This window comes from Streptomyces sp. NPDC012466 (assembly GCF_042955215.1).
Taxonomy (GTDB): domain Bacteria; phylum Actinomycetota; class Actinomycetes; order Streptomycetales; family Streptomycetaceae; genus Streptomyces.
In genome coordinates, this window is record NZ_JBIBEQ010000002.1 from 259,490 (window position 1) to 279,333 (window position 19,844).

At 72.6% G+C, this 19,844-nt stretch carries 18 protein-coding genes; 13 read left to right on the forward strand and 5 right to left on the reverse strand.

Annotation, left to right across the window (positions count from 1 at the left end; all coding sequences use genetic code 11):
* On the forward strand, nt 1-816 hold the full coding sequence (locus tag ACFY9E_RS08725; RefSeq protein WP_390980766.1) for a serine hydrolase: 816 nt from the start codon (nt 1-3) through the stop codon (nt 814-816).
* A gap of 12 nt (nt 817-828) precedes the next feature.
* Here ACFY9E_RS08725 and ACFY9E_RS08730 read toward each other — a convergent pair whose 3' ends face one another.
* The gene (locus ACFY9E_RS08730; protein WP_390982019.1) at nt 829-1,479 is read right to left on the reverse strand and encodes a pirin family protein; all 651 of its coding nucleotides are present in this window, start codon (nt 1,477-1,479) and stop codon (nt 829-831) included.
* A gap of 62 nt (nt 1,480-1,541) precedes the next feature.
* Between ACFY9E_RS08730 and fasR the strand changes: the two genes are divergently transcribed.
* The 5 genes from fasR (at nt 1,542) to fabF (ending at nt 6,475) form a co-directional block, all read left to right on the forward strand.
* A complete protein-coding gene (fasR, locus tag ACFY9E_RS08735; RefSeq protein ID WP_030836904.1) occupies nt 1,542-2,747 on the forward strand; it encodes a fatty acid biosynthesis transcriptional regulator FasR in 1,206 nt (401 codons plus the stop codon).
* Between the two features lie 89 nt (nt 2,748-2,836).
* Entirely contained in the window at nt 2,837-3,769 is a 933-nt protein-coding gene (locus ACFY9E_RS08740; RefSeq protein WP_390980768.1) for an acyltransferase domain-containing protein, read from the forward strand.
* 16 nt (nt 3,770-3,785) lie between these two features.
* On the forward strand, nt 3,786-4,787 hold the full coding sequence (locus tag ACFY9E_RS08745) for a beta-ketoacyl-ACP synthase 3 (protein WP_390980770.1): 1,002 nt from the start codon (nt 3,786-3,788) through the stop codon (nt 4,785-4,787).
* A gap of 81 nt (nt 4,788-4,868) precedes the next feature.
* The gene (locus tag ACFY9E_RS08750; RefSeq protein ID WP_030341284.1) at nt 4,869-5,117 is read left to right on the forward strand and encodes an acyl carrier protein; all 249 of its coding nucleotides are present in this window, start codon (nt 4,869-4,871) and stop codon (nt 5,115-5,117) included.
* Nucleotides 5,118-5,203: 86 nt separating this feature from the next.
* Nucleotides 5,204-6,475, forward strand: a complete 1,272-nt coding sequence (fabF, locus tag ACFY9E_RS08755) for a beta-ketoacyl-ACP synthase II (protein WP_390980773.1) — start codon at nt 5,204-5,206, stop codon at nt 6,473-6,475.
* A gap of 61 nt (nt 6,476-6,536) precedes the next feature.
* Here fabF and ACFY9E_RS08760 read toward each other — a convergent pair whose 3' ends face one another.
* Complete coding sequence (locus ACFY9E_RS08760) at nt 6,537-7,031, reverse strand: DUF3145 domain-containing protein (RefSeq protein WP_363122290.1); 495 nt, start codon at nt 7,029-7,031, stop codon at nt 6,537-6,539.
* A 259-nt stretch (nt 7,032-7,290) separates the two neighbouring features.
* Here ACFY9E_RS08760 and ACFY9E_RS08765 point away from each other — a divergent pair, with 259 nt between their 5' ends.
* Nucleotides 7,291-8,178, forward strand: coding sequence for an SGNH/GDSL hydrolase family protein (locus ACFY9E_RS08765; RefSeq protein ID WP_390980775.1), 888 nt, complete (start codon nt 7,291-7,293; stop codon nt 8,176-8,178).
* Between the two features lie 27 nt (nt 8,179-8,205).
* Entirely contained in the window at nt 8,206-9,177 is a 972-nt protein-coding gene (locus ACFY9E_RS08770) for a galactose-1-epimerase (protein WP_390980777.1), read from the forward strand.
* 81 nt (nt 9,178-9,258) lie between these two features.
* On the opposite strand, the gene ACFY9E_RS08775 is transcribed toward ACFY9E_RS08770, so the two are convergent.
* Entirely contained in the window at nt 9,259-11,739 is a 2,481-nt protein-coding gene (locus tag ACFY9E_RS08775) for a glycoside hydrolase family 3 C-terminal domain-containing protein (protein WP_390980779.1), read from the reverse strand.
* 64 nt (nt 11,740-11,803) lie between these two features.
* Between ACFY9E_RS08775 and ACFY9E_RS08780 the strand changes: the two genes are divergently transcribed.
* Complete coding sequence (locus tag ACFY9E_RS08780) at nt 11,804-12,385, forward strand: TetR family transcriptional regulator (protein ID WP_390980781.1); 582 nt, start codon at nt 11,804-11,806, stop codon at nt 12,383-12,385.
* Between the two features lies 1 nt (nt 12,386).
* Here ACFY9E_RS08780 and ACFY9E_RS08785 read toward each other — a convergent pair whose 3' ends face one another.
* Nucleotides 12,387-12,773, reverse strand: a complete 387-nt coding sequence (locus ACFY9E_RS08785) for a Rid family hydrolase (protein ID WP_390980783.1) — start codon at nt 12,771-12,773, stop codon at nt 12,387-12,389.
* Between the two features lie 50 nt (nt 12,774-12,823).
* Between ACFY9E_RS08785 and ACFY9E_RS08790 the strand changes: the two genes are divergently transcribed.
* Entirely contained in the window at nt 12,824-13,762 is a 939-nt protein-coding gene (locus tag ACFY9E_RS08790) for a LysR substrate-binding domain-containing protein (protein ID WP_390980785.1), read from the forward strand.
* Between the two features lie 110 nt (nt 13,763-13,872).
* Complete coding sequence (locus tag ACFY9E_RS08795; RefSeq protein WP_390980787.1) at nt 13,873-15,105, forward strand: pyroglutamyl peptidase; 1,233 nt, start codon at nt 13,873-13,875, stop codon at nt 15,103-15,105.
* Here the strand turns inward: ACFY9E_RS08795 and ACFY9E_RS08800 are convergent.
* Nucleotides 15,056-15,892, reverse strand: a complete 837-nt coding sequence (locus tag ACFY9E_RS08800) for an EI24 domain-containing protein (RefSeq protein ID WP_390980789.1) — start codon at nt 15,890-15,892, stop codon at nt 15,056-15,058. The genes ACFY9E_RS08795 and ACFY9E_RS08800 overlap by 50 nt on opposite strands.
* Nucleotides 15,893-16,090: 198 nt before the next feature.
* Between ACFY9E_RS08800 and ACFY9E_RS08805 the strand changes: the two genes are divergently transcribed.
* Nucleotides 16,091-18,664 carry a M14 family zinc carboxypeptidase gene (locus ACFY9E_RS08805; protein WP_390980791.1) on the forward strand — a complete coding sequence of 858 codons (2,574 nt, stop codon included), beginning with the start codon at nt 16,091-16,093 and terminating at the stop codon, nt 18,662-18,664.
* Complete coding sequence (locus tag ACFY9E_RS08810) at nt 18,661-19,806, forward strand: serine hydrolase (RefSeq protein ID WP_390980793.1); 1,146 nt, start codon at nt 18,661-18,663, stop codon at nt 19,804-19,806. The genes ACFY9E_RS08805 and ACFY9E_RS08810 overlap by 4 nt, the downstream gene beginning before the upstream one ends.
* Nucleotides 19,807-19,844: the final 38 nt, after the last annotated feature.

The window sequence follows — 19,844 nt, forward strand, 5'->3', positions numbered from 1 at the left end:
ATGTCGCTGAAGAGCCTCGCGCTGATCGAGAACTGGCCGGTTCCCACCGCTGCGGCGGGGGTCGTACGAGCGGACGGCACCGTCCTCGGCACGCACGGCCCGGCCGGGCAGCGGTTCCCGCTCGCGTCGGTGACCAAGCCGCTCGCCGCCTACGCGGTGCTCGTCGCCTACGAGGAGGGTGCCGTCGAGTTCGACGAACCGGCGGGCCCCACCGGGTCGACGGTCCGGCATCTGCTCGCGCACACCTCGGGCCTCGCCTTCGACGAGCACAAGGTCACGGCACCGCCCGGGGAACGCCGGCTGTACTCCAACGCCGGCTTCGAGCAGCTCGGCGACCATGTGACGAAGGCCACCGACATCCCGTTCGCCGAGTACCTGCGACAGGCCGTGCTGGAGCCGCTGGGTATGACCTCGACGACCCTGGAGGGCTCCCCGGCCAAGGACGGGGTGTCGACGGTCGAGGACCTGCTGCGGTTCGCCGCCGAGGTGCAGGCACCGCGCCTGCTGGATCCGCGTACGGTCGCCGACGCGATGACCGTGCACTTCCCGGGCACGAAGGGTGTCCTGCCGGGGTACGGCCACCAGAACCCCAACGACTGGGGGCTCGGGTTCGAGATCCGCGACTCCAAGTCGCCGCACTGGACGGGGTCCTCGTCCTCGCCGCGCACGTTCGGGCATTTCGGGCAGTCGGGTACGTTCCTGTGGGTCGACCCGGACGCGGGCGCGGCCTGTGTGGCGCTGACGGACCGGGCGTTCGGGCCGTGGGCGACCGAGGCGTGGCCGGCCTTCACGGACGCGGTGCTGGCGGAGCTGTAGGGGGCCCGGCCTCTAGGCCATCTCCCAGATCAGCAGCTCCGCGGCGGTCACACCCTCGGCCTCCAGGCCCTTGGCGTCCGTGATCCGGGCCGCGTCGCCCGCGTGCAGTTCCTCGCCGTCCAGGCGGACGTCACCGTGGACGACATGCACGTACGTGTACGGCCCGTCCGGCACCGCCGTCCGCTCCCCGGGCCCGAGGCGCCGCACGTGCAGCATCGCGCCGGCCTCCGGGAGCGCGTAGGGCGTGGAGTCCGCGATGCCGCGGACGACCTCGTAGGACGGGTCGCCGCCGGGCCGGAGCGGGGCCAGCCACATCTGGATGAAGGTCAGCGGCTCCGGGCCGTCGTTGCGCTCCACATGGCGCACCCCGCCCGCCGAGCTGAGCCGCTGCACATCGCCGTGCCGTACGACCGACTCGTGCCCGGCGGAGTCCCGATGGGTCAGCTCGCCCTCCACCACCCACGTCACGATCTCGGTGTGGCTGTGGGGGTGTTCGTCGAATCCGGCGCCGGGCGCGAGCCGCTCCTCGTTGCACGCGAGCACCGCGCCGAAGCGGAGGTTGTCCGGGTCGTAGTGGGGGCCGAAGGAGAAGGCGTGCCGCGACTCGATTCCGGCCGCCGGGTCGCCGCCCTGGTAGCGCTCGCCCGCGCGCCGCATGTCCATCACGAAGTCCACGGTAGACCCGGCAGCCCACCTTCCCGTCCGGATAAGGCAGTCTTGTCCCCGTGCCCGAACCCGAAACCAGCAAGAACGAAGCCGCAGCCCACGACGTCCATCCGCATGCCGCGACGCTGAAGCGGCTGGAGAAGTCGTCCGGATCGCTCGCCGCGCAGGCCATCGCGCGGATGGACGAGACGCTGCCCTGGTACCGGGCCATGCCCCCGGAGAACCGTTCCTGGATCGGTCTGGTCGCACAGGCGGGCATCGCCGCGTTCACCGAGTGGTTCCGGCGTCCGGACGCCCCGCAGGCCATCTCCACCGATGTGTTCGGCACCGCGCCGCGCGAGCTGACCCGGGCGATCACACTGCGCCAGACCGTGGAGATGGTGCGCACCACCATCGAGGTCATGGAGAGCGCGATCGACGAGGTCGCGGCCCCCGGCGACGAGAGGGTGCTGCGCGAGGCGCTGCTCGTCTACGCCCGCGAGATCGCCTTCGCCACGGCCCAGGTGTACGCGCAGGCCGCCGAGGCACGCGGTGCGTGGGACGCCCGGCTGGAGTCCCTGGTCGTGAACGCCGTGCTCAGCGGCGAGGCCGACGAGGGGGCCGTGTCACGGGCCGCCGCCCTCGGGTGGAACTCCCCCGAGCACGTGTGCGTGGTGCTCGGCACGGCGCCCGACGGGGACAGCGAGCTGACCGTCGAGGCCATACGGCGCGCGGCCCGGCACGCCAAACTCCAGGTGCTCACCGGGGTGCTCGGCGACCGGCTGGTCGTCATCGCGGGCGGCAGCGACAACCCGCTGGCCGTCGCCAAGTCGCTCATCGGCCCGTTCGCGGCCGGGCCGGTCGTGGCGGGCCCGGTGGTGCCCGACCTGCTCGCCGCGACCCGGTCCGCGCAGGCCGCCGCGGCCGGGCTGAAGGCGTGTTCGGCCTGGCAGGACGCCCCGCGCCCGGTCCTGGCGGACGACCTGCTGCCCGAGCGGGCGATGGCCGGGGACCCCTCGGCCCGTGAGCAACTGGTGGAGGAGATCTACAGACCACTGGAGGAAGCCGGGGCCGCGCTCCTGGAGACCCTCAGCGTCTACCTCGAACAGGCGAGCAGTCTGGAGGGCGCCGCACGGATGCTGTTCGTCCATCCCAACACCGTCCGCTACCGGCTTCGACGTGTGACTGACGTCACCGGTTGGTCACCCTCCGATGTACGCTCTGCGTTCACACTGCGGATCGCGCTGATCCTGGGGCGTCTGGTCGATGGAGATCTCCAGCCCTAAGGTTTTGTCGAGGCTCGACAAAACCCCCTCGTGTTCTTCGTCCTTGTCCCCACGGGCGGCCGTGCCCGTACCCAAGAGAGAGTGTGAGAGTGCTCGTACTCGTCGCTCCCGGCCAGGGCGCTCAGACGCCCGGCTTCCTGACCGAATGGCTCGACCTCCCCGGTGTTCGCGGTGCCCTCGAGGCCTGGTCGGACGCCGCGGGACTCGACCTGATCCGTTACGGCACCGAGGCAGACGCGGAGGAGATCCGCGACACCGCGGTGGCGCAGCCGCTGCTGGTCGCGGCCGGACTGGTGTCCGCGTCCCTGCTCTTCGAGGACCCGGCCGACCTCCCGCGCCAGGTCGGCGCCATCGCCGGGCACAGCGTCGGCGAGTTCACCGCCGCCTCGCTCGCCGGGGTGCTGCCCCACGAGGAGGCGCTGCGCCTGGTCCGCACCCGCGGGCTCGGCATGGCCGAGGCCGCCGCGGTCACCGAGACCGGGATGGCCGCGCTGCTGGGCGGCGACCCCGAGGTGACGGTTCCGCACCTGGAGAAGCTGGGCCTCACCCCGGCGAACATCAACGGCGCGGGCCAGATCGTCGCGGCCGGCACCAAGGAGCAGCTCGCCGCGCTGGAGGCGGACAAGCCCGAGGGCGTGCGCAAGGTCGTCGCGCTGAAGGTCGCCGGAGCCTTCCACACCCACCACATGGCACCGGCGGTCGACACGCTGGCCAAGGCCGCCGAGGCGCTGGCGCCCGGCGACCCGAAGGTCACCTACGTGTCGAACAAGGACGGGCGGACCGTCGCCGGCGGTGCCGAGGTGCTGGAGCGTCTGGTCGGCCAGGTCGCCAGCCCGGTCCGCTGGGACCTGTGCATGGAGACCTTCAAGGAGCTCGGCGTCACCGCCCTGATCGAGGTGTGCCCCGGCGGCACCCTCACCGGTCTCGCCAAGCGGGCCCTGCCCGGGGTGAAGACGCTGGCCCTGAAGTCCCCCGCCGACCTCGACGCCGCCCGCGCGCTCATCGCCGAGCAGAGTGCCTGAGAAGGAGCCCGAGAGCATGGCGAAGATCAAGCCCAGCAAGGGCGCCCCGTACGCGCGCATCCTCGGTGTGGGCGGCTACCGCCCGACCCGGGTCGTGCCGAACGAGGTGATCCTGGAGACGATCGACTCGTCCGACGAGTGGATCCGCTCGCGCTCCGGCATCGAGACGCGGCACTGGGCCTCCGACGAGGAGACCGTCGCCGCGATGTCGCTGGAGGCGTCCGGCAAGGCCATCGCCGACGCGGGCATCTCCGCCGACCAGATCGGCGGCGTGATCGTCTCGACCGTCTCGCACTTCAAGCAGACCCCGGCCGTCGCCACCGAGATCGCGGACAAGCTGGGCACCGCCAAGGCCGCCGCGTTCGACATCTCGGCGGGCTGCGCGGGCTTCGGCTACGGCCTCACGCTCGCCAAGGGCATGGTCGTCGAGGGTTCGGCGGAGTACGTGCTGGTGATCGGCGTCGAGCGGCTGAGCGACCTGACGGACCTGGAGGACCGCGCGACGGCCTTCCTGTTCGGGGACGGCGCCGGCGCGGTCGTGGTCGGCCCGGCCCAGGAGCCCGCGATCGGCCCCACCGTGTGGGGCTCCGAGGGCGACAAGTCCGAGACCATCAAGCAGACCGTGCCGTGGACGGACTACCGCGACGGGACGGTCGAGAAGTTCCCCGCGATCACCCAGGAAGGCCAGGCGGTGTTCCGCTGGGCCGTGTTCGAGATGGCGAAGGTCGCCCAGCAGGCGCTGGACGCGGCCGGGCTCACCGTGAACGACCTGGACGTCTTCATCCCGCATCAGGCCAACGTGCGGATCATCGACTCGATGGTGAAGACGCTGAAACTGCCGGAGCACGTCACGGTCGCGCGTGACATCCGCACCACCGGCAACACCTCGGCCGCCTCGATCCCGCTCGCGATGGAGCGGCTCCTGGCGACCGGAGAGGCAAAGAGCGGCGACACCGCGCTCGTCATCGGCTTCGGGGCGGGTCTCGTGTACGCCGCGACTGTCGTTACCCTCCCCTAGGCACTCCGTGCCGGATCATGCGATCCGGCACGGGAGGAAACACCTGCCACACCCTCTGGATATCTACGAAGGAGCGCCAACATGGCCGCCACTCAGGAAGAGATCGTCGCCGGTCTCGCCGAGATCGTGAACGAGATCGCCGGCATCCCGGTTGAGGACGTCCAGCTGGACAAGTCCTTCACCGACGACCTGGACGTCGACTCGCTGTCCATGGTCGAGGTCGTCGTCGCCGCCGAAGAGCGTTTCGACGTCAAGATCCCCGACGAGGACGTCAAGAACCTCAAGACCGTCGGTGACGCGACCGACTACATCCTCAAGCACCAGGCCTGATCAGCCGATCAGACCTACTGGCTGACTGCCCCGCCACCCGGCGGTGGCGCCGCTTAATCCTCGGATCCGTTGGAGAAAGAATTCCCGTGAGCTCGACCAATCGCACCGTGGTCGTCACCGGTATCGGCGCAACCACACCGCTGGGTGGCGACGCAGCCTCTACCTGGGAGGGCCTGATCGCCGGCAAGTCCGGTGTCAAGCCCCTGGAGCAGGAGTGGGCCGCCGACCAGGCGGTCCGCATCGCGGCCCCGGTCGCCGTGGAGCCGACCGAGGTCATCCCGCGGCCGCAGGCCCGCCGACTGGACCGCTCGGCGCAGTTCGCGCTGGTGGCGGCCAAGGAGGCCTGGGCCGACGCCGGCTTCGAAGCCAAGGCCGGCGAGGACCCCGCCATCGACCCCGACCGGCTGGGCGCGGTCATCGCCTCCGGCATCGGCGGCGTGACGACCCTGCTCGACCAGTACGACGTGCTGAAGGAGAAGGGCGTCCGCCGCGTCTCCCCGCACACCGTGCCCATGCTGATGCCCAACAGCCCGTCGGCCAACGTGGGACTGGCCGTGGGCGCCCGGGCGGGCGTGCACACGCCGGTCTCCGCCTGCGCCTCGGGCGCCGAGGCCATCGGCTACGCCATCGAGATGATCCGCACCGGCCGCGCCGACGTCGTCGTCGCGGGTGGCACGGAGGCGGCGATCCACCCGCTGCCCATCGCCGCGTTCGGCAACATGATGGCGATGTCCAAGAACAACGACGACCCGCAGGGCGCGTCGCGTCCCTACGACACCGCCCGTGACGGCTTCGTCCTCGGCGAGGGCGCCGGTGTCGTCGTCCTGGAGTCCGCCGAGCACGCCGCCAAGCGCGGTGCCCGGGTGTACGCCGAGGCGGTCGGGCAGGGCATCTCCGCCGACGCGCACGACATCGTGCAGCCGGAGCCGGAGGGGCGGGGCATCTCGCACGCCCTGCAGAACCTGCTGGAGCGCAACGACCTGGACCCGGCGGAGATCGTGCACGTCAACGCGCACGCGACGTCCACGCCGGCCGGTGACATCGCCGAGCTCAAGGCGCTGCGGAAGGTGTTCGGCGACGACGCCGACCACTTCGCGGTGTCCGCGACGAAGTCGATGACCGGACATCTGCTGGGTGGTGCCGGTGGTGTCGAGACGGTGGCGACCGTGCTCGCGCTGTACCACCGGGTGGCCCCGCCGACCATCAACGTCGAGAACCTGGACCCGGAGGCCGAGGCGAACGCCGACGTCGTCCGCGGTGAGGCTCGCAAGCTGCCGGTCGAGGGCCGTATCGCCGCGCTGAACGACTCGTTCGGCTTCGGCGGGCACAACGTGGTGCTGGCGTTCCGCACGATCTGAGCAGCGTTCATGCACACGTGAAGGGCCCCCACCCGAGTGGTGGGGGCCCTTCACGTGTGTCTCAGACCACCTGGTGCAACCAGCGGACCGGGGCGCCCTCGCCCGCGTAGCGGAACGGCTCCAGCTCGTCGTCCCAGGGCTTGCCCAGGAGTTTGCTCAGTTCGGCTTCCAGGTCGGTCTCGCCGCGCTGCGAGCGCTGGAGGGCCGCTCTGAGCCGGTCCTCGGGGATGAGGATGTCGCCGTGGATGCCGGTGACGGCGTGGTAGATACCCAGGTCGGGGGTGCAGCTGTAGCGTTCGCCCTCGGCGGAGGGGCAGGGTTCCGCGGTGACCTCGAAGCGGAGCAGGTGCCAGCCGCGCAGCGCCGAGGCCAGCTTGGACGCCGTACCCGCCTGGCCCTGCCAGGAGAACTCCGAGCGCCAGGTGCCCGGTGCGGCCGGCTGGCGGATCCAGTCCAGGCTGACGCGTGTGCCGAGCACCCCGGCGACGGCCCACTCGACGTGCGGGCACAGCGCGCGCGGCGCGGAGTGCACGTACAGAACTCCACGTGTCGTCACCGGAACCTCCGGGCAGAGCGGGACATGGTGCAAACGGGCGGAACGGCTGTGACCGGCGGGTCACGTTGATGGCGAGGCTACCGTGCGGGGGCGCAAGGAGTGTGACGTACGGTCGGTCCAGGTGCCGGGAAACGCCCGCCATTCACCCAGGGGGACGCTTGTGCGGGTGTGAGCCGTTGCACCTGATCGGCCGGGAACCCTCGTGCGTTGTCATGGGTTGGGGAGACAGGCACGGCGTGGCGAGGGGATGGGACCAGGTATGCGGGAGCGAGGCCGTCGCACTCGGGGCGTTGTGGCCGTGGTCGCGGCGGCCGTGCTGGGTGCCGCCGGGTGTGACGCCGTGGGCGGTGACGCCGCGGCCCCGTCCGAGACGGCGAAGCCGTCGCCGAAGCCCACACCCCTGTGGGACCGCAGTCCGGGGTCCGTGGCCGCCGTCGGTGACTCCATCACGCGGGGGTTCGACGCATGTGACGTGCTGTCGGACTGTCCGGAGGCGTCCTGGGCGACCGGGGCGAGCCCCGAGGTCGACTCGCTCGCGGTGCGGCTGCTGGGGAGGACCGGGGCCGCCCGGCGGAGCTGGAACTACGCCGTGACCGGGGCGCGGATGGCCGATCTGCCCGGACAGATGGCACAGGCGGTGCGGCGGAAACCTCAGCTGGTGACGGTGATGGTCGGGGCGAACGACGCCTGCCGGTCCACGCCCTCGGCGATGACTCCGGTCTCCGCCTTCCGCGCCGACTTCGAGGACTCCCTGCGCAGCCTGCGCGAGGCGTTGCCCAAGGCGCAGGTGTTCGTGGCGAGCGTGCCCAACCTGAAGCGGCTGTGGTCCGAGGGCCGCTCCAGCCCGATGGGCAAGCAGGTGTGGAAGCTGGGCATCTGCCCGTCGATGCTGGGCGAGCCGGACGCCCTGGACTCGGCGGCGACCCTGCGTCGGGAGACGGTGCACCAGCGGGTGGAGGACTACAACAAGGTCCTCGGGGAGGTCTGCGCCGAGGACAAGCGGTGCCGCTACGACGGGGGCGCGGTGTACGACTACCGCTTCGGCACCGCCCAGTTGAGCCGCTGGGACTACTTCCACCCGAGCGTGAACGGACAGGCCCGGCTGGCGGAGATCGCGTACCGCACGGTCACCGCGAAGAACCCCTGACCCAGGCTCTGTCCTAGAGTTCCGCACATGAACGAACTCTTCGGGACACTTTCCGACGGGACCCCGGTGCACCGCTGGACGCTGGAGCGGGCGGGCGTGCGGGTGCGGGTCCTGTCGTACGGCGGGATCGTGCAGTCCGTGGAGGTGCCGGACCGGGAGGGCCGGGCCGGGGACGTGGTGCTGGGGTTCCCGGACCTCGACGGGTATCTCGCCCACCCGGAGCCGTACCTCGGCGCCCTCGTCGGGCGCTACGCCAACCGGATCGCCGGCGGCCGGTTCACCCTGGACGGGCGGACGTACGCACTGGAACCGAACAACGGGCCGAACTCGTTGCACGGTGGGGCGTGCGGCTTCGACAAGCGGGTGTGGCAGGCGGAGCCCGTCGCGCACGGCGTGCGGCTGACGCGGGTCAGCCCGCACGGCGAGGAGGGGTTCCCGGGGCGGCTGGAGGTCTCGGCGACGTACACGCTCGACGAGGGCGGGGCGCTGCGGATCGCGTACGAGGCGGTGACGGACGCGCCGACCGTGGTGAACCTGACCAACCACAGCTACTTCAACCTGGCCGGTTCCGGTGACACGGGCGGTCACGAGCTGCGGCTGGCCGCCTCCCGGTACACGCCCGTCGACGCGGACCTGATCCCGGCCGGCGAGCCGGACGAGGTGACCGGTACGCGTTTCGACTTCCGCGAGGCCCGCAAGACCGGCTCCGGCTACGACCACAACTTCGTGCTCGACAAGGGTGTGACGGACGCTCCGGTGGCGGTCGCCGAGCTGCACGACCCGGCGTCCGGACGGGTGCTGACGGTGGCGACCACCGAGCCCGGCCTCCAGCTGTACACCGCCGACCATCTGGGTGAGCCCTTCGCGCCCGGCGACGGCATCGCGCTGGAGACCCAGCACTTCCCCGACTCGCCGAACCGGCCGGACTTCCCCACGACCGTGCTGCGGCCGGGCGCGGTGTACCGCTCGGAGACGGTGTACGGGTTCGGCACCCGCTGAGGTGCCGGGTGACCGGCCACGAGCCCCGGTCCGGAGGTCAGGTCCCGGACCGGGGCTGCTCGGTGGGGAACGCGTCCCGGATCAGACGTTAATCGTCGCGGTGATCCTGCGGTCGGCGAACGAGCGTCCGACCTGGATCTCGTACGAACCCTTCACAAGCGACCACGATCCGGTCGCCTCGTCCCAGATCTCGAAGGCGCGGCGCGGCAGTTCGACGACGGCCTCGGCGCTGTCGCCCGGAGCGGCCTCGACGGCCGCGAAACCGGCCAGCCAGCGGGCCGGGCGGGTGGCATCGGGCTCGCCCGGGGCGAGGTAGAGCTGGACGACCTCGCGGCCGGGGCGGTCGCCGGTGTTGCGGAGGCGGACCTTGGCGGTGGTCGTCTCGGCGGTCTCCTCCACCTCGACGCAGTCGTAGGTCCAGTCGGTGTAGCCGAGGCCGTGGCCGAAGGGGTAGGCGGGGCTGCGGCCGTGTTTCTCCCAGGCGCGGTAGCCGATGAAGACGCCCTCGTCGTAGGGGAGTTCGCCGTTCTCGGGGACGACCCGGGTGACCGGGGCGTCAGCGAGGGAGCCCCAGGTGGTGGGCAGGCGCCCGCCGGGTTCGTGGGCTCCGGTGAGGACGTCCGCGAGGGCCGCGCCGCCCTCCTGGCCGGGGAACCAGGACAGGAGCACGGCGGCGACGTCGTCGCGCCAGGGCAGTTCCACCGGGGAACCGGAGTTGACGACCACCACCGTGCGGGGGTTGGCGGCGGCGACGGCGCGGACCAGGTCGTCCTGCCGGCCGGGCAGGCGCAGGTCGGTGCGGTCGAAGCCCTCCGACTCCACGCGGTCGGTGGTGGCGACCACGACGACGGCGGTGTCGGCGGCCCGAGCGGCCTCGGCGGCCTCGGCGATGAGGTCGTCGGGGTCGCGCTGCGGGTCCTGGTGGGCGAGGGTGAAGCCGATGACCCGCATGGGGTGGTCGTCCGGCGGCGGGACGGTGTGGGTGAGGGAGATGCCGACCGGTTCGCCCGCCGTGAGGTCGACCCGGGCGTGCGGCACCGGCGCGCCGAAGAACGCGGCGAAAGGATCGCCGTCCTCGCCGGGGCGCTGGACGCCGTCGAAGTACGTGGTGCCGGCGACGGTCAGCCTGAAGGGGCCGAGGCCCTTGAAGCCGAAGGTGTGCGTGCCGGTCTCGCGCGGAGTGAAGGTGCCGGTCAGTTCGACGCTGTGCAGGGTGCCGTGGGTGACGCCGTCGGGGAGGTCGGCGCCCATCCACTGGATGTGGCCGCTGGGGGCGGAACGGGTGCCGAGGACGGTGCCTTCGCTGTCGCGGCAGACGGCTCGCAGCACGAAGCCCTGGTCGGCGACGGGCAGTTCGGTGTTGGGATCGGCGCCGACCCGATAGGTGAGGGTGCCGTCGGGGAGGGCGGCGGTCAGGCCATCGAGCGGGGAGACGACCCGGGCGGGGAAGACGGTGGCGGAGCCGCCGCCGAGGACGCGGGCGTCGCGGGCGGCGGCGCCGATCAGCGCGATCCGGCCGGGCTTCAGCGGCAGCACGCCGTTCTCGTTGCGGACCAGGACGAAGGAGCGGCGGGCGATCTCGCGGGCGAGCGCCTCGCCGTCGACGGGGGCGGGCAGGTCGGTGACGACCGGCTCGGCGCCGTCCAGGATGCCGACCCGGGCGGCGAGGCGCAGCACGCGGCGCACGGCGTCGTCGACCCGGGCCTCGTCGGCCCGGCCGCCGCGGACGGCCCGGGCGAGGGCCTCGCCGTAGACGGTGCCGGGGCCGGGCATGGCGATGTCGAGGCCGCCGGTGAGGGCGCCGGTGGTGGAGCGGGCGGCCGTCCAGTCGGAGACGTTGGCCCCGTCGAAGCCCCATTCGCCGCGCAGGACCTCGTTGACGAGGTGGTGGTGCTCGGTCATGGTCGGACCGTTGACGGAGTTGTAGGCGGTCATGATGCCCCAGGGATGGGCGTTCTCGACGATCGCCTCGAAGGGGGCCAGGTACAGCTCGCGCAGGGCGCGTTCGCCGACGAGGTTGTCGACGGTGAGGCGGTCGGTTTCGGCGTCGTTGGCGACGAAGTGCTTGACGGTGGTGCCGACACCGCCGGACTGGACGCCGCGGACGTACGCGGCGCCGATCCGCCCGGTGAGGTACGGGTCCTCGCTGTAGGCCTCGAAGTGGCGGCCGCCGAGCGGGGAGCGGTGCAGGTTGACCGTGGGGGCGAGCAGGACGTGGACGCCCTTGCGGCGGGCCTCCTGGGCGAGCAGGACGCCGGCCCGGTGGGCTAGGCCGGGGTCCCAGGTGGCGGCGAGAGCGGTCGGGGAGGGCAGGGCGATCGACGGGTCGTCGGCGCTCCAGTGCACGCCGCGGACCCCGATCGGGCCGTCGGACATGACCAGCGAGGCCAGTCCGGCCTCCGGCAGCGCGGGCAGGCTCCACATGTCCTGGCCGGCCAGCAGCCGCGTCTTGGCGTCCAGGTCGAGCTTGCCGAGCGCGGCCTCGACCGCCGCCTCGCGCCGTACCTCTGCTGTCTCCGCCACGTCGGCACCTCCACGTCGAAAGCCGCTGGATGTCACCATCGTGCACCGGTCGCCTGTGACGCGGTAGGTTTCGTTATCTGCTCGTGATGATGAGCTGTTCGGCATGTCGTACGGTGACGCCATGACGGCCAGGACGAGAAGCGAGGAACGGCGCGCGGAGATCGTGCGGGCCGCTCTGGAGGTGATCGCCGAGCGCGGTTACCGGGGGGCGAGCCTGGCCGCGGTCGCCGAGCGGGTCGGGCTCACCCAGCAGGGGCTGCTGCACCACTTCCCGACCAAGGAGGCGCTGCTGGTGGCGGTGCTCCAGGAGCGGGACCGCTGGGACGCGCTGCCGGCCGGGCGGCTGCGGCTCGACCTTCTGGCGTCGCTGGTCGAGTACAACGCCATGCGGCCCGCCATCGTCCAGACCTTCTCGGCGCTGCTCGGCGAGAGCGTCACGGAGGGGCATCCGGCCCGGGCGTACTTCACGGAGCGCTATGTCGGGGTGCGGGCCGGCATGGCCGAGGTGCTGCGCGCCGAGTACGGCGACCGGCTGCCGAGCGGCCTCACTCCCGAGCGGGCGGCACCGCTCCTCGTGGCGATCCTGGACGGGCTCCAGTACCAGTGGCTGCTGGACCCGGAGTCGGTCGACATGGCGTCCGCGTTCCGGGACTTCCTGACCCTGCTCGGCGAGGACGCCGGCTGACCTAGCGGGCGGGTACGGCGGCCACGACCTCCACCTCGACGAGGGCCTCGGGGCGGAAGAGCCGGGACGCCTCGAAGGTCATGCTGGTGGGCGGGGTGCCGGTCAGGAACCGCCTCCGCACGGCGCCGTACTCCTCCAGCCGGGAGATGTCGGTCAGGTACGTGCGGATGTTGACCACGTCGGCCAGGGTCGCGCCGTGGGCCTCCAGCAGCGCGGCGAGGGTCTCGAAGACACCCCGGGTCTGCTCGGCGAGTGTGGCGCCCTCGGCGATCTGCCCGGAGACGAACAACAGGGCGCTGCCGTCGGCCTGTTCGATGCGGGCGACCTGGGAGTAGTAGGGGCTCAGAGGCCCGGGCGCGGAGGCGGGGTTGTCCAGGGTGATCTGCATGCCGCCGACGCTAGGCGTGACGCCGATGATGCGACAAGCGAATGTCTAGCATGGCCACCATGCCGAACACGCATGACACGGGCCCCGAGCTGTCCACCGTCTGGCTGCGGGTCTTCCTGGAGGTGGCCCGGCACGGCTCGTTCACCGTGGCGGCGCGGACGCTCGGCTGGACGCAGTCGGCGGTGTCCCGGCAAGTCGCCTCGCTGGAGGCCGCGCTGGGCGGCGGCCCGCTCTTCGACCGGCTGCCGCGCGGGGTGGCGCTGACGGAGGCGGGGCGGCTGCTGGTGCCGCACGCCGAGACGGTCGCCGCCGCGCTGCACGAGGCCCGGCGCGAACTCGGCGCCCTGCGCGAGGCGGCCGGCGGACGGCTCAGGTTCGGCGCCTTCGCCACCGCCGACGCGGCCCTGGTGCCGCACGCCCTGGCCCTCTTCCGCGCCCGCCACCCCCGGGTCCGGGTCACCCGCGAGGAGGGCTTCTCCCCCGCCCTGCTGGACCGGCTGACGGCCGGTCACCTGGACCTCGCGGTCGTCTCGACCACGGGTCGCGCGCCGCTGGAGTCCTTCGCGCTCCACCACCTCCTCGACGAGCCGCTGTACGTCGCCGTCCCGGACGACCACCCCCTCGCCCGCCACGAGGGCCCGGTGCCGCTCGGCCGTTTCGCGGACGCCGACTGGATCTCCGGCAGCGCGCGTCCCGAGGGCACCCTCCTGGACGCGGCGCTGCGCCAGGGTTTCCGTCCCCGGGTCGTCCATGTCGTCGGCGAGTGGACCGCCAAGCAGGGCTACGTCGCAGCCGGGCTCGGCGTGACCCTCGTACCGGCGCTCGCGGCCGCGTCCGTACGCCCGGACATCACGCTGCTGCGGGTGCGCGACGAGGGCGCCCCGGCGCGGGCGGTGTACGCGGCGACCGTGCGCGGCCGGTCCCTGACCCCCGCCGCCTCGGCCTTCCTGGACGCGGTACGGGAGGCGACGGCGAAGATCCCCGTCTGAACTCCGCACGAGCCCCGCACGCCCCCACCCATGGCGTGGACCACACCCGTCACGCGATACTGCGGCCGTCCGGCACCGACCCCCCACCGCGACGGAAGGCCCGAACACCCTTGAAGTCCATACCCGTTCGCCTCGGCTTCCTCGGCCTCGCCCTGCTGGCCGGCCTCACCACCCCGACGGCCGCGAGCGCCGCCCAGGCGGCACCCGCTCCCACCGTCGAGGAGCAGCGGCTCGACCGAGCGGTGCCCCAGGAGATCCTGCGCCGCTCCGGATTCGAGACCGTGGCCCCGCGATTGGCCCGGGCCCTCGACGCGGCCCGCTCCTACGGGGAGGCCCGCCGGGCGGTCACCCGCGAGGGCACGCGGCTGTGGCGGCGTGCGGTCGACCGGGCGCAGGGGCGGGGTCCCGTCACCGGGGACCTCAGCCGCGACGACGACCGGCCCCTGTACTGGGCGCGGCTCGGCATGACGCGTGAGGTGCGCACCTGGGAGCCCGCGTTCGGCCTGACGGACCGGCAGCGGGCCGCGCTGCTGGACGAACTGGAGCGCACCTCGCGCGGCCAGGAGGCCATCGGCTACCCGCACGGCAAGGGCCTGAAGCGGATCCTGCTCACCGGCTTCGACCCGTTCACGCTGGACCGGGACATCCGTATCTCCAACCCGTCCGGCGCCACCGCGCTGGCCCTCGACGGCACGGTGATCGAGACGGCGGACGGCCCGGCCCGGATCGAGACGGCCGTCTTCCCGGTGCGCTGGCAGGACTTCACCGACGGCACCGTGGAGCGGGCCCTGCGGCCGCACCTGCCCGAGGCCGACCTGTTCACGACGGTGAGCCAGGGCCGGGTCGGCAGGTTCGACATCGAGCGGACCAACGGGGCCTGGCGGGGCGGCTTCGGGGACAACGACGGCATCGGCCGCACCGAGACGGTGCCGGTGAGCGACCCGGCCTCGCAGCCGCAGTGGACGACGACCACCCTGCCCCACGCGGCGATCGTCGCCGCGCACACCGGCCGCTTCCCCGTGTACGACAACACCGGCGTCACCGAGATCCCGGCCGGCGGCACCGAGCCCGTCGTACGCCCCGACGGGCCGACGCCCGGCTCCACCGCTCGCGCGGGCGGTGGCGGGGACTACCTCTCCAACGAGATCGCCTACCGGGTGACGCTGCTGCGGGACCGGCTGGGGCTGCACGAGACCCTGCCGGGCGGGCATGTGCACACACCGGTGCTTCAGTTCGGCGCCGGGAACACCACGGAGGTCACCGACCCGGAGTTCGTGCGGAACCGGCTGGACATCATCGCCCAGGTGAGGGCGATCCTGAAGGTGGCTGCGGAAAGTGCGTGACGGCCCCGTCGCCCTTCTCGCCGCCCGCGCCGCCCTCGTCGATCTCCTCGCCCAGCAGGTCACGTGCCATGAGGGTGGCGCCCGCGACCGCGCCCGGCATCAGGAACACCGCGACGAACGGCACCAGGAAGGACACGGCGAGCGGTGTGCCGAAGCCCCAGACCAGGGTCTTCCGGGAGCGCAGCAGGGTGAGGCGGGTGCGCAGTTCGACACCGCGGCGCTGGAGGGCGACGGCGGTCAGTTCCTCGGTGAGGAAGAACCCGGTGACGAAGAATCCGAGCACCGGGACGACCGTCTGCCCGGCCACCGGGATGAAGCCGCAGGCGAACAGCAGCACCCCCCACAGGGCGGCCCGCACCACGATCCGGAGGCTGTCGCGGGCGGAGATCCACAGTTCGCGCCAGAGCGGCAGGCCCGACTCGGGGGCGTGCCCGTCCGGCGACACGTCACGGTCGACCTTCTCGGAGAGGTTCTCGTAGAAGGGCTGCCCGATCAGCAGGGTCACCGCGGTGAACGTCACGACGGCGAGGAGCAGGGCGAGGGCGAACAGCACGGCGGTCAGGAAGCCGCGGAAGAGGCCGAGCCAGGGGCCGGACCAGCCGTCGGCGAAGGGCGTCGCCCAGGTGACGGCGTCCTCGCCCCACTGCGCCAGCGCAACCAGCGCCGCCGCGTACAGGACGAGGGTGATCAGGCCCGGGAGCAGCCCGAAGCCATAACTCCTGCCGTGCCGGGCCACCCATCGCTGGCCCTTCAGGAGGTACCGGAAACCCGTCCCTAGATCGCGCATGGGGAAACCCTATCCGGGCCCCTGTCGCGCTCTTGACGCGCTCCGGTCACACCGCGGTCACAGGCCGCCCGGGTCGGGCGAGGCGCGCCGGGTGGAGCCATCCGGGTCACCGGTGACACCAACGCGCCCTTGTTGCCGTTGAGTCGAACCGGTACACCTCGCCGTACCGATCTCAGGAAGACCCAGGAGGAGGTACGCGTGCGCACCACGAGAACCGTTCCTGCGAGACCCGCGCTGATCGTCACCCTCGCCCTCGCCACGGCGGGGGCACTTCTGCTCGCCCCCGGCACGGCCGGCGCGGACCCGAAGCCCGTCACCCGGGAGGGTGCCGGGGCGGACGACCGGGCGGCCCGGGCACCCGAGAGCGCGGCCCGCAGGGCCCTGGCCGCTCCGCAGGAGGCCTCCGGCGCGACGGCCGACCGTGGTTACCCCCGCCGCCGGACCCTCTCCCCCGACCCGGAGAACCCGGGCGACAGATCCCTGAAGCTGGGCCTCACGCCGTACCACGCGATCGCTCCGAAGCTGAACGCACTCCAGCGCCTCGGCGACCGGGTGAGTGTGGAGGTCACCGGCCGCTCGGCCGGCGGCCACCGCCTGTACCTCGTCACCGTCACCGCCCCGGAGACCGCCCGGCAGGCCCGCGCCCAGGAGCGGATGCGCGAGCTGATCGGGAACGCACCCGCGGCGGCGGCCAAGTCCCCCGAGATCAAGCGTGATTACAAGACACCGGTCTTCGTCAACAGCAACATCCACGGCAACGAGTGGGAGGGCACGGACGCCTCCCTGAAGGTCATCGAGCAGCTCGCGACGGCCGGGGACGCCAAGACCAGGGACCTCCTCGCGCACAGCCGCCTGTACTTCAACATCACGGCCAACCCGGACGGCCGCATCGCCGGAACCCGCTCCAACGCCAACGGATTCGATCTGAACCGGGACTTCGTCACCGCCTCCCAGCCCGAGACGCGGGCGATGCGGCAGATCGAGCTCGGCAAGCAGCCGGCCGTCCTGCTCGACCTGCACGGCTACGTCAACGGCACCCTCATCGAGCCGACCACTCCCCCGCACGGCGAGAACTACGAGTACGACCTCTTCCTGAAGAACACCTACGCCAACGCCCTCGGCATGGAGTCCGCGGTCAACGCCCTCGGCTACACGCCCGCGAGGGACGGTGTGGAGCCGGCCCAGATCCCGTTCCGCGACCAGCAGGAGGGCTGGGACGACTGGCCGCCGATCTTCACCCCGCAGTACGCGGCCTTCCACGGCACGGTGGCCGCCCACACGGTGGAGATCCCGCTGGCGGTGAACAACGAGGAGTACGACGAGCTGCCCGTCCCGGAGCTGCGCCGCCGTGCGGCGATCAACACGGCCGTGGCCGGCGCGGCGATCCGCGCGACCCTGACCCACGTCCGCGAGCACCGCGGCACCCTGATCACCGACCAGATCGAGGTCTTCCGCCGCGGCGCGACGGGCGCCCCGCAGGTGCCGGTGTCCCCGGAGACGGTCCCCGGCGTCCCCGGGATCGGCCCGGAGGACGTCTACACGACGACGTTCCCGCGCGCCTACGTCATCCCGCCCGGTGACGCCCGCACCCAGCGCTCGGCCCCGGCTGCGGCGCGCCTGGTCGATCACCTCCTCGCCAACGACGTCCGTGTCACCCGCGCCACCCGCCCCTTCCGGCTCGCCGGACGGACGTACCCCGGCGGCTCGTACGTCGTCGACATGCACCAGCCCAGGCGCGGCATGGCGAACGTGCTGCTGGCGGACGGCCGGGACATCAGCGACAAGGTGTCGGTGATGTACGACATCTCCGGCTGGAGCCTGGGCAGTTTGTGGGGCGCCACGGTCGAGCGGGTGCCCTCCGGCAGCCTGCGGGGCGCGCCCCTGCGCACGATCGGCGAGGCCACGCCCGTCGCCCACGTGCCCGCTCGCGGCGATCTCCGGCTGCGACTGACCGATCCGCGCGAGGTCGCCGCCCTCAACTCGCTGCTGCGACAGGGCGTTCCGGTCCGGAGCGCGGCGGACGGCAGCGTGATCGTCCCGGCGTCGGCCCGCCGTGAGGCGCTCACCGCCGCCCGCGCCCACGACGTCTCCTTCACGGCGACGCGGCACACCGGCACCGCACGGCTCCACCGCCTTCGCGTCGCCGCCGCCGTCACGCCCGGTGAGCTGTTCGCCCTGCGGGAGATGGGCTTCGACGTCACACCGGTCTCGACGGCCGTCCTGAACGCGGGCTTCGACTGGTCGGGCACGGACGTGCTGTTCGTGTCCGCCGGGCTGGACCACGCGGCCCTGACCGCCCCCGCCCGCCAGGCCCTGGACTCCTTCCTCGACGGCCACGGCCTGGTCGGCCGGGGCGCGACAGGAGCGGCCCTGAACGCGGCGGCGGGCCTGCTGGCCGTCAAGCCGGTTCAGGGCAACAAAGACGCGAACGGCGTCGTGCGGGTGACGAATTCGGGCGCCCTCACGCGCGGCGCGCCGGCGCACGGCTTCGTCTACGCCCCGCTCTGGTTCACCGACCCCGGACCGGGCGTCCGCGTGGAACAGTCGTACGCGATCGGGAACCCGCTGGTCTCCGGGCACTGGCGGCCGCTGCGGGACGGCACCGGCGGTCCGGCCGGCGCCGCCGGGCAGGCGTCGGTCGTCAGCGGAGGTCACACGGTCCTTTTCGGTACCGAACCACTCTTCCGGGACCACCCCAAGGGGGAATTCCCGCAGGTGGCGAGGGCATTGTTCACAGTGGCACACAGCGGTTCAGTTGAGGAGAGCGGATGACGCAGGAGATCCACGGCACCGTGGCGGACGGCTTCGAGGCGGTGCGCGAGGAGTTCGCCGCGTTCGTCGCCGGGGAGCGAGCCGACTACGAGGGGCAGCTGTGCGCCTACGTCCACGGCCGGAAGGTCGTCGACCTGTGGGCGGGCGCCGGCGCGGACGCCCTCTACGGTGTGTTCTCGTCCACCAAGGGCGCCGCCTATCTGGTCGTGGCCCTGCTCGTCCAGGACGGCACGCTCGAACTGGACCGCAAAGTGACGTATTACTGGCCGGAGTTCGCGGCCGAGGGCAAGGGTGCCCTGACACTGCGGGATCTGCTGGCGCACCGGGCGGGCGTGGTCGGCACCGACAGCGGCTTCACCCTCGCGGAGCTGGCCGACGACCGCCAGCTCGCCGAGCGCCTCGCCGACCAGCGGCCGTTCTGGCGCCCCGGCACGGCGTTCGGCTATCACGCGCTGGTCGCCGGCGCCCTGGCCGGTGAGGTCGTCCGCCGCGCGACCGGCCGCACGCTCCAGGAGGTCTACCAGGAGCGGATCAGGACCCCGTACGGCCTGGACTTCCACCTGGGCCTGCCCGCACCCGAGGAACCCCGCTTCCGCGGCACCCAGCCGATGGCCCCGACCCCCGAGCAGCAGGCCCTCCTCGACGCCACGCCCTCGGGTCCGCACGCGCTCGCCTCGATCGCGTTCAACGGCAACGCGGCGGAGCCGACCGACCTGGCCTCCCTTCCGAACATGCCGCTGATCCGCGCGAAGGGCCCGGCGTCGGTGGGCGGCGTGGCCTCCGCGCGGGGCCTGGCGGGGATGTACGCGGCGGCGATCAGCCAGGTGGGCGAGCAGCCGGCGCTGCTGAAGCCGGACACGGTGGCGGAGTTCGGCCAGTTCCACTCGGCCGGTTACGACCTGGTGGCCCGGGCGCACAAGTCGTTCGGGCTGGGCTTCCAGATGACGGCTGACACGTGGCACCCGTTCCTCGGGGCCGGGACGATCGGGCACAGCGGCGCGGGCGGCTCCCAGGCGTTCGCGGACCCGTGGAGCGGCCTCGCCTACGGCTACACGCGCCGCCGGTTCGCCTTCCCCGGCGGGGCGGCCCCGGAGAACGCCCGTCTGGTGCGGGCGGTCCACGCGGCGGCGCTCGCCCTCTGAGCCCGGACACGGGCGAAGGCCGCACCCCACGTCCAAGG

Coding starts and splice junctions, on each gene's coding strand:
- ACFY9E_RS08765 (WP_390980775.1), top strand. CDS start 7,291: ATGCGGGAGCGAGGCCGTCGCACTCGGGGCGTTGTGGCCGTGGTCGCG.
- ACFY9E_RS08730 (WP_390982019.1), bottom strand. CDS start 1,479: ATGGACATGCGGCGCGCGGGCGAGCGCTACCAGGGCGGCGACCCGGCG.
- ACFY9E_RS08725 (WP_390980766.1), top strand. CDS start 1: ATGTCGCTGAAGAGCCTCGCGCTGATCGAGAACTGGCCGGTTCCCACC.
- ACFY9E_RS08775 (WP_390980779.1), bottom strand. CDS start 11,739: ATGGTGACATCCAGCGGCTTTCGACGTGGAGGTGCCGACGTGGCGGAG.
- ACFY9E_RS08785 (WP_390980783.1), bottom strand. CDS start 12,773: ATGCAGATCACCCTGGACAACCCCGCCTCCGCGCCCGGGCCTCTGAGC.
- ACFY9E_RS08750 (WP_030341284.1), top strand. CDS start 4,869: ATGGCCGCCACTCAGGAAGAGATCGTCGCCGGTCTCGCCGAGATCGTG.
- ACFY9E_RS08790 (WP_390980785.1), top strand. CDS start 12,824: ATGGCCACCATGCCGAACACGCATGACACGGGCCCCGAGCTGTCCACC.
- ACFY9E_RS08745 (WP_390980770.1), top strand. CDS start 3,786: ATGGCGAAGATCAAGCCCAGCAAGGGCGCCCCGTACGCGCGCATCCTC.
- ACFY9E_RS08810 (WP_390980793.1), top strand. CDS start 18,661: ATGACGCAGGAGATCCACGGCACCGTGGCGGACGGCTTCGAGGCGGTG.
- ACFY9E_RS08800 (WP_390980789.1), bottom strand. CDS start 15,892: ATGCGCGATCTAGGGACGGGTTTCCGGTACCTCCTGAAGGGCCAGCGA.
- ACFY9E_RS08780 (WP_390980781.1), top strand. CDS start 11,804: ATGTCGTACGGTGACGCCATGACGGCCAGGACGAGAAGCGAGGAACGG.
- ACFY9E_RS08770 (WP_390980777.1), top strand. CDS start 8,206: ATGAACGAACTCTTCGGGACACTTTCCGACGGGACCCCGGTGCACCGC.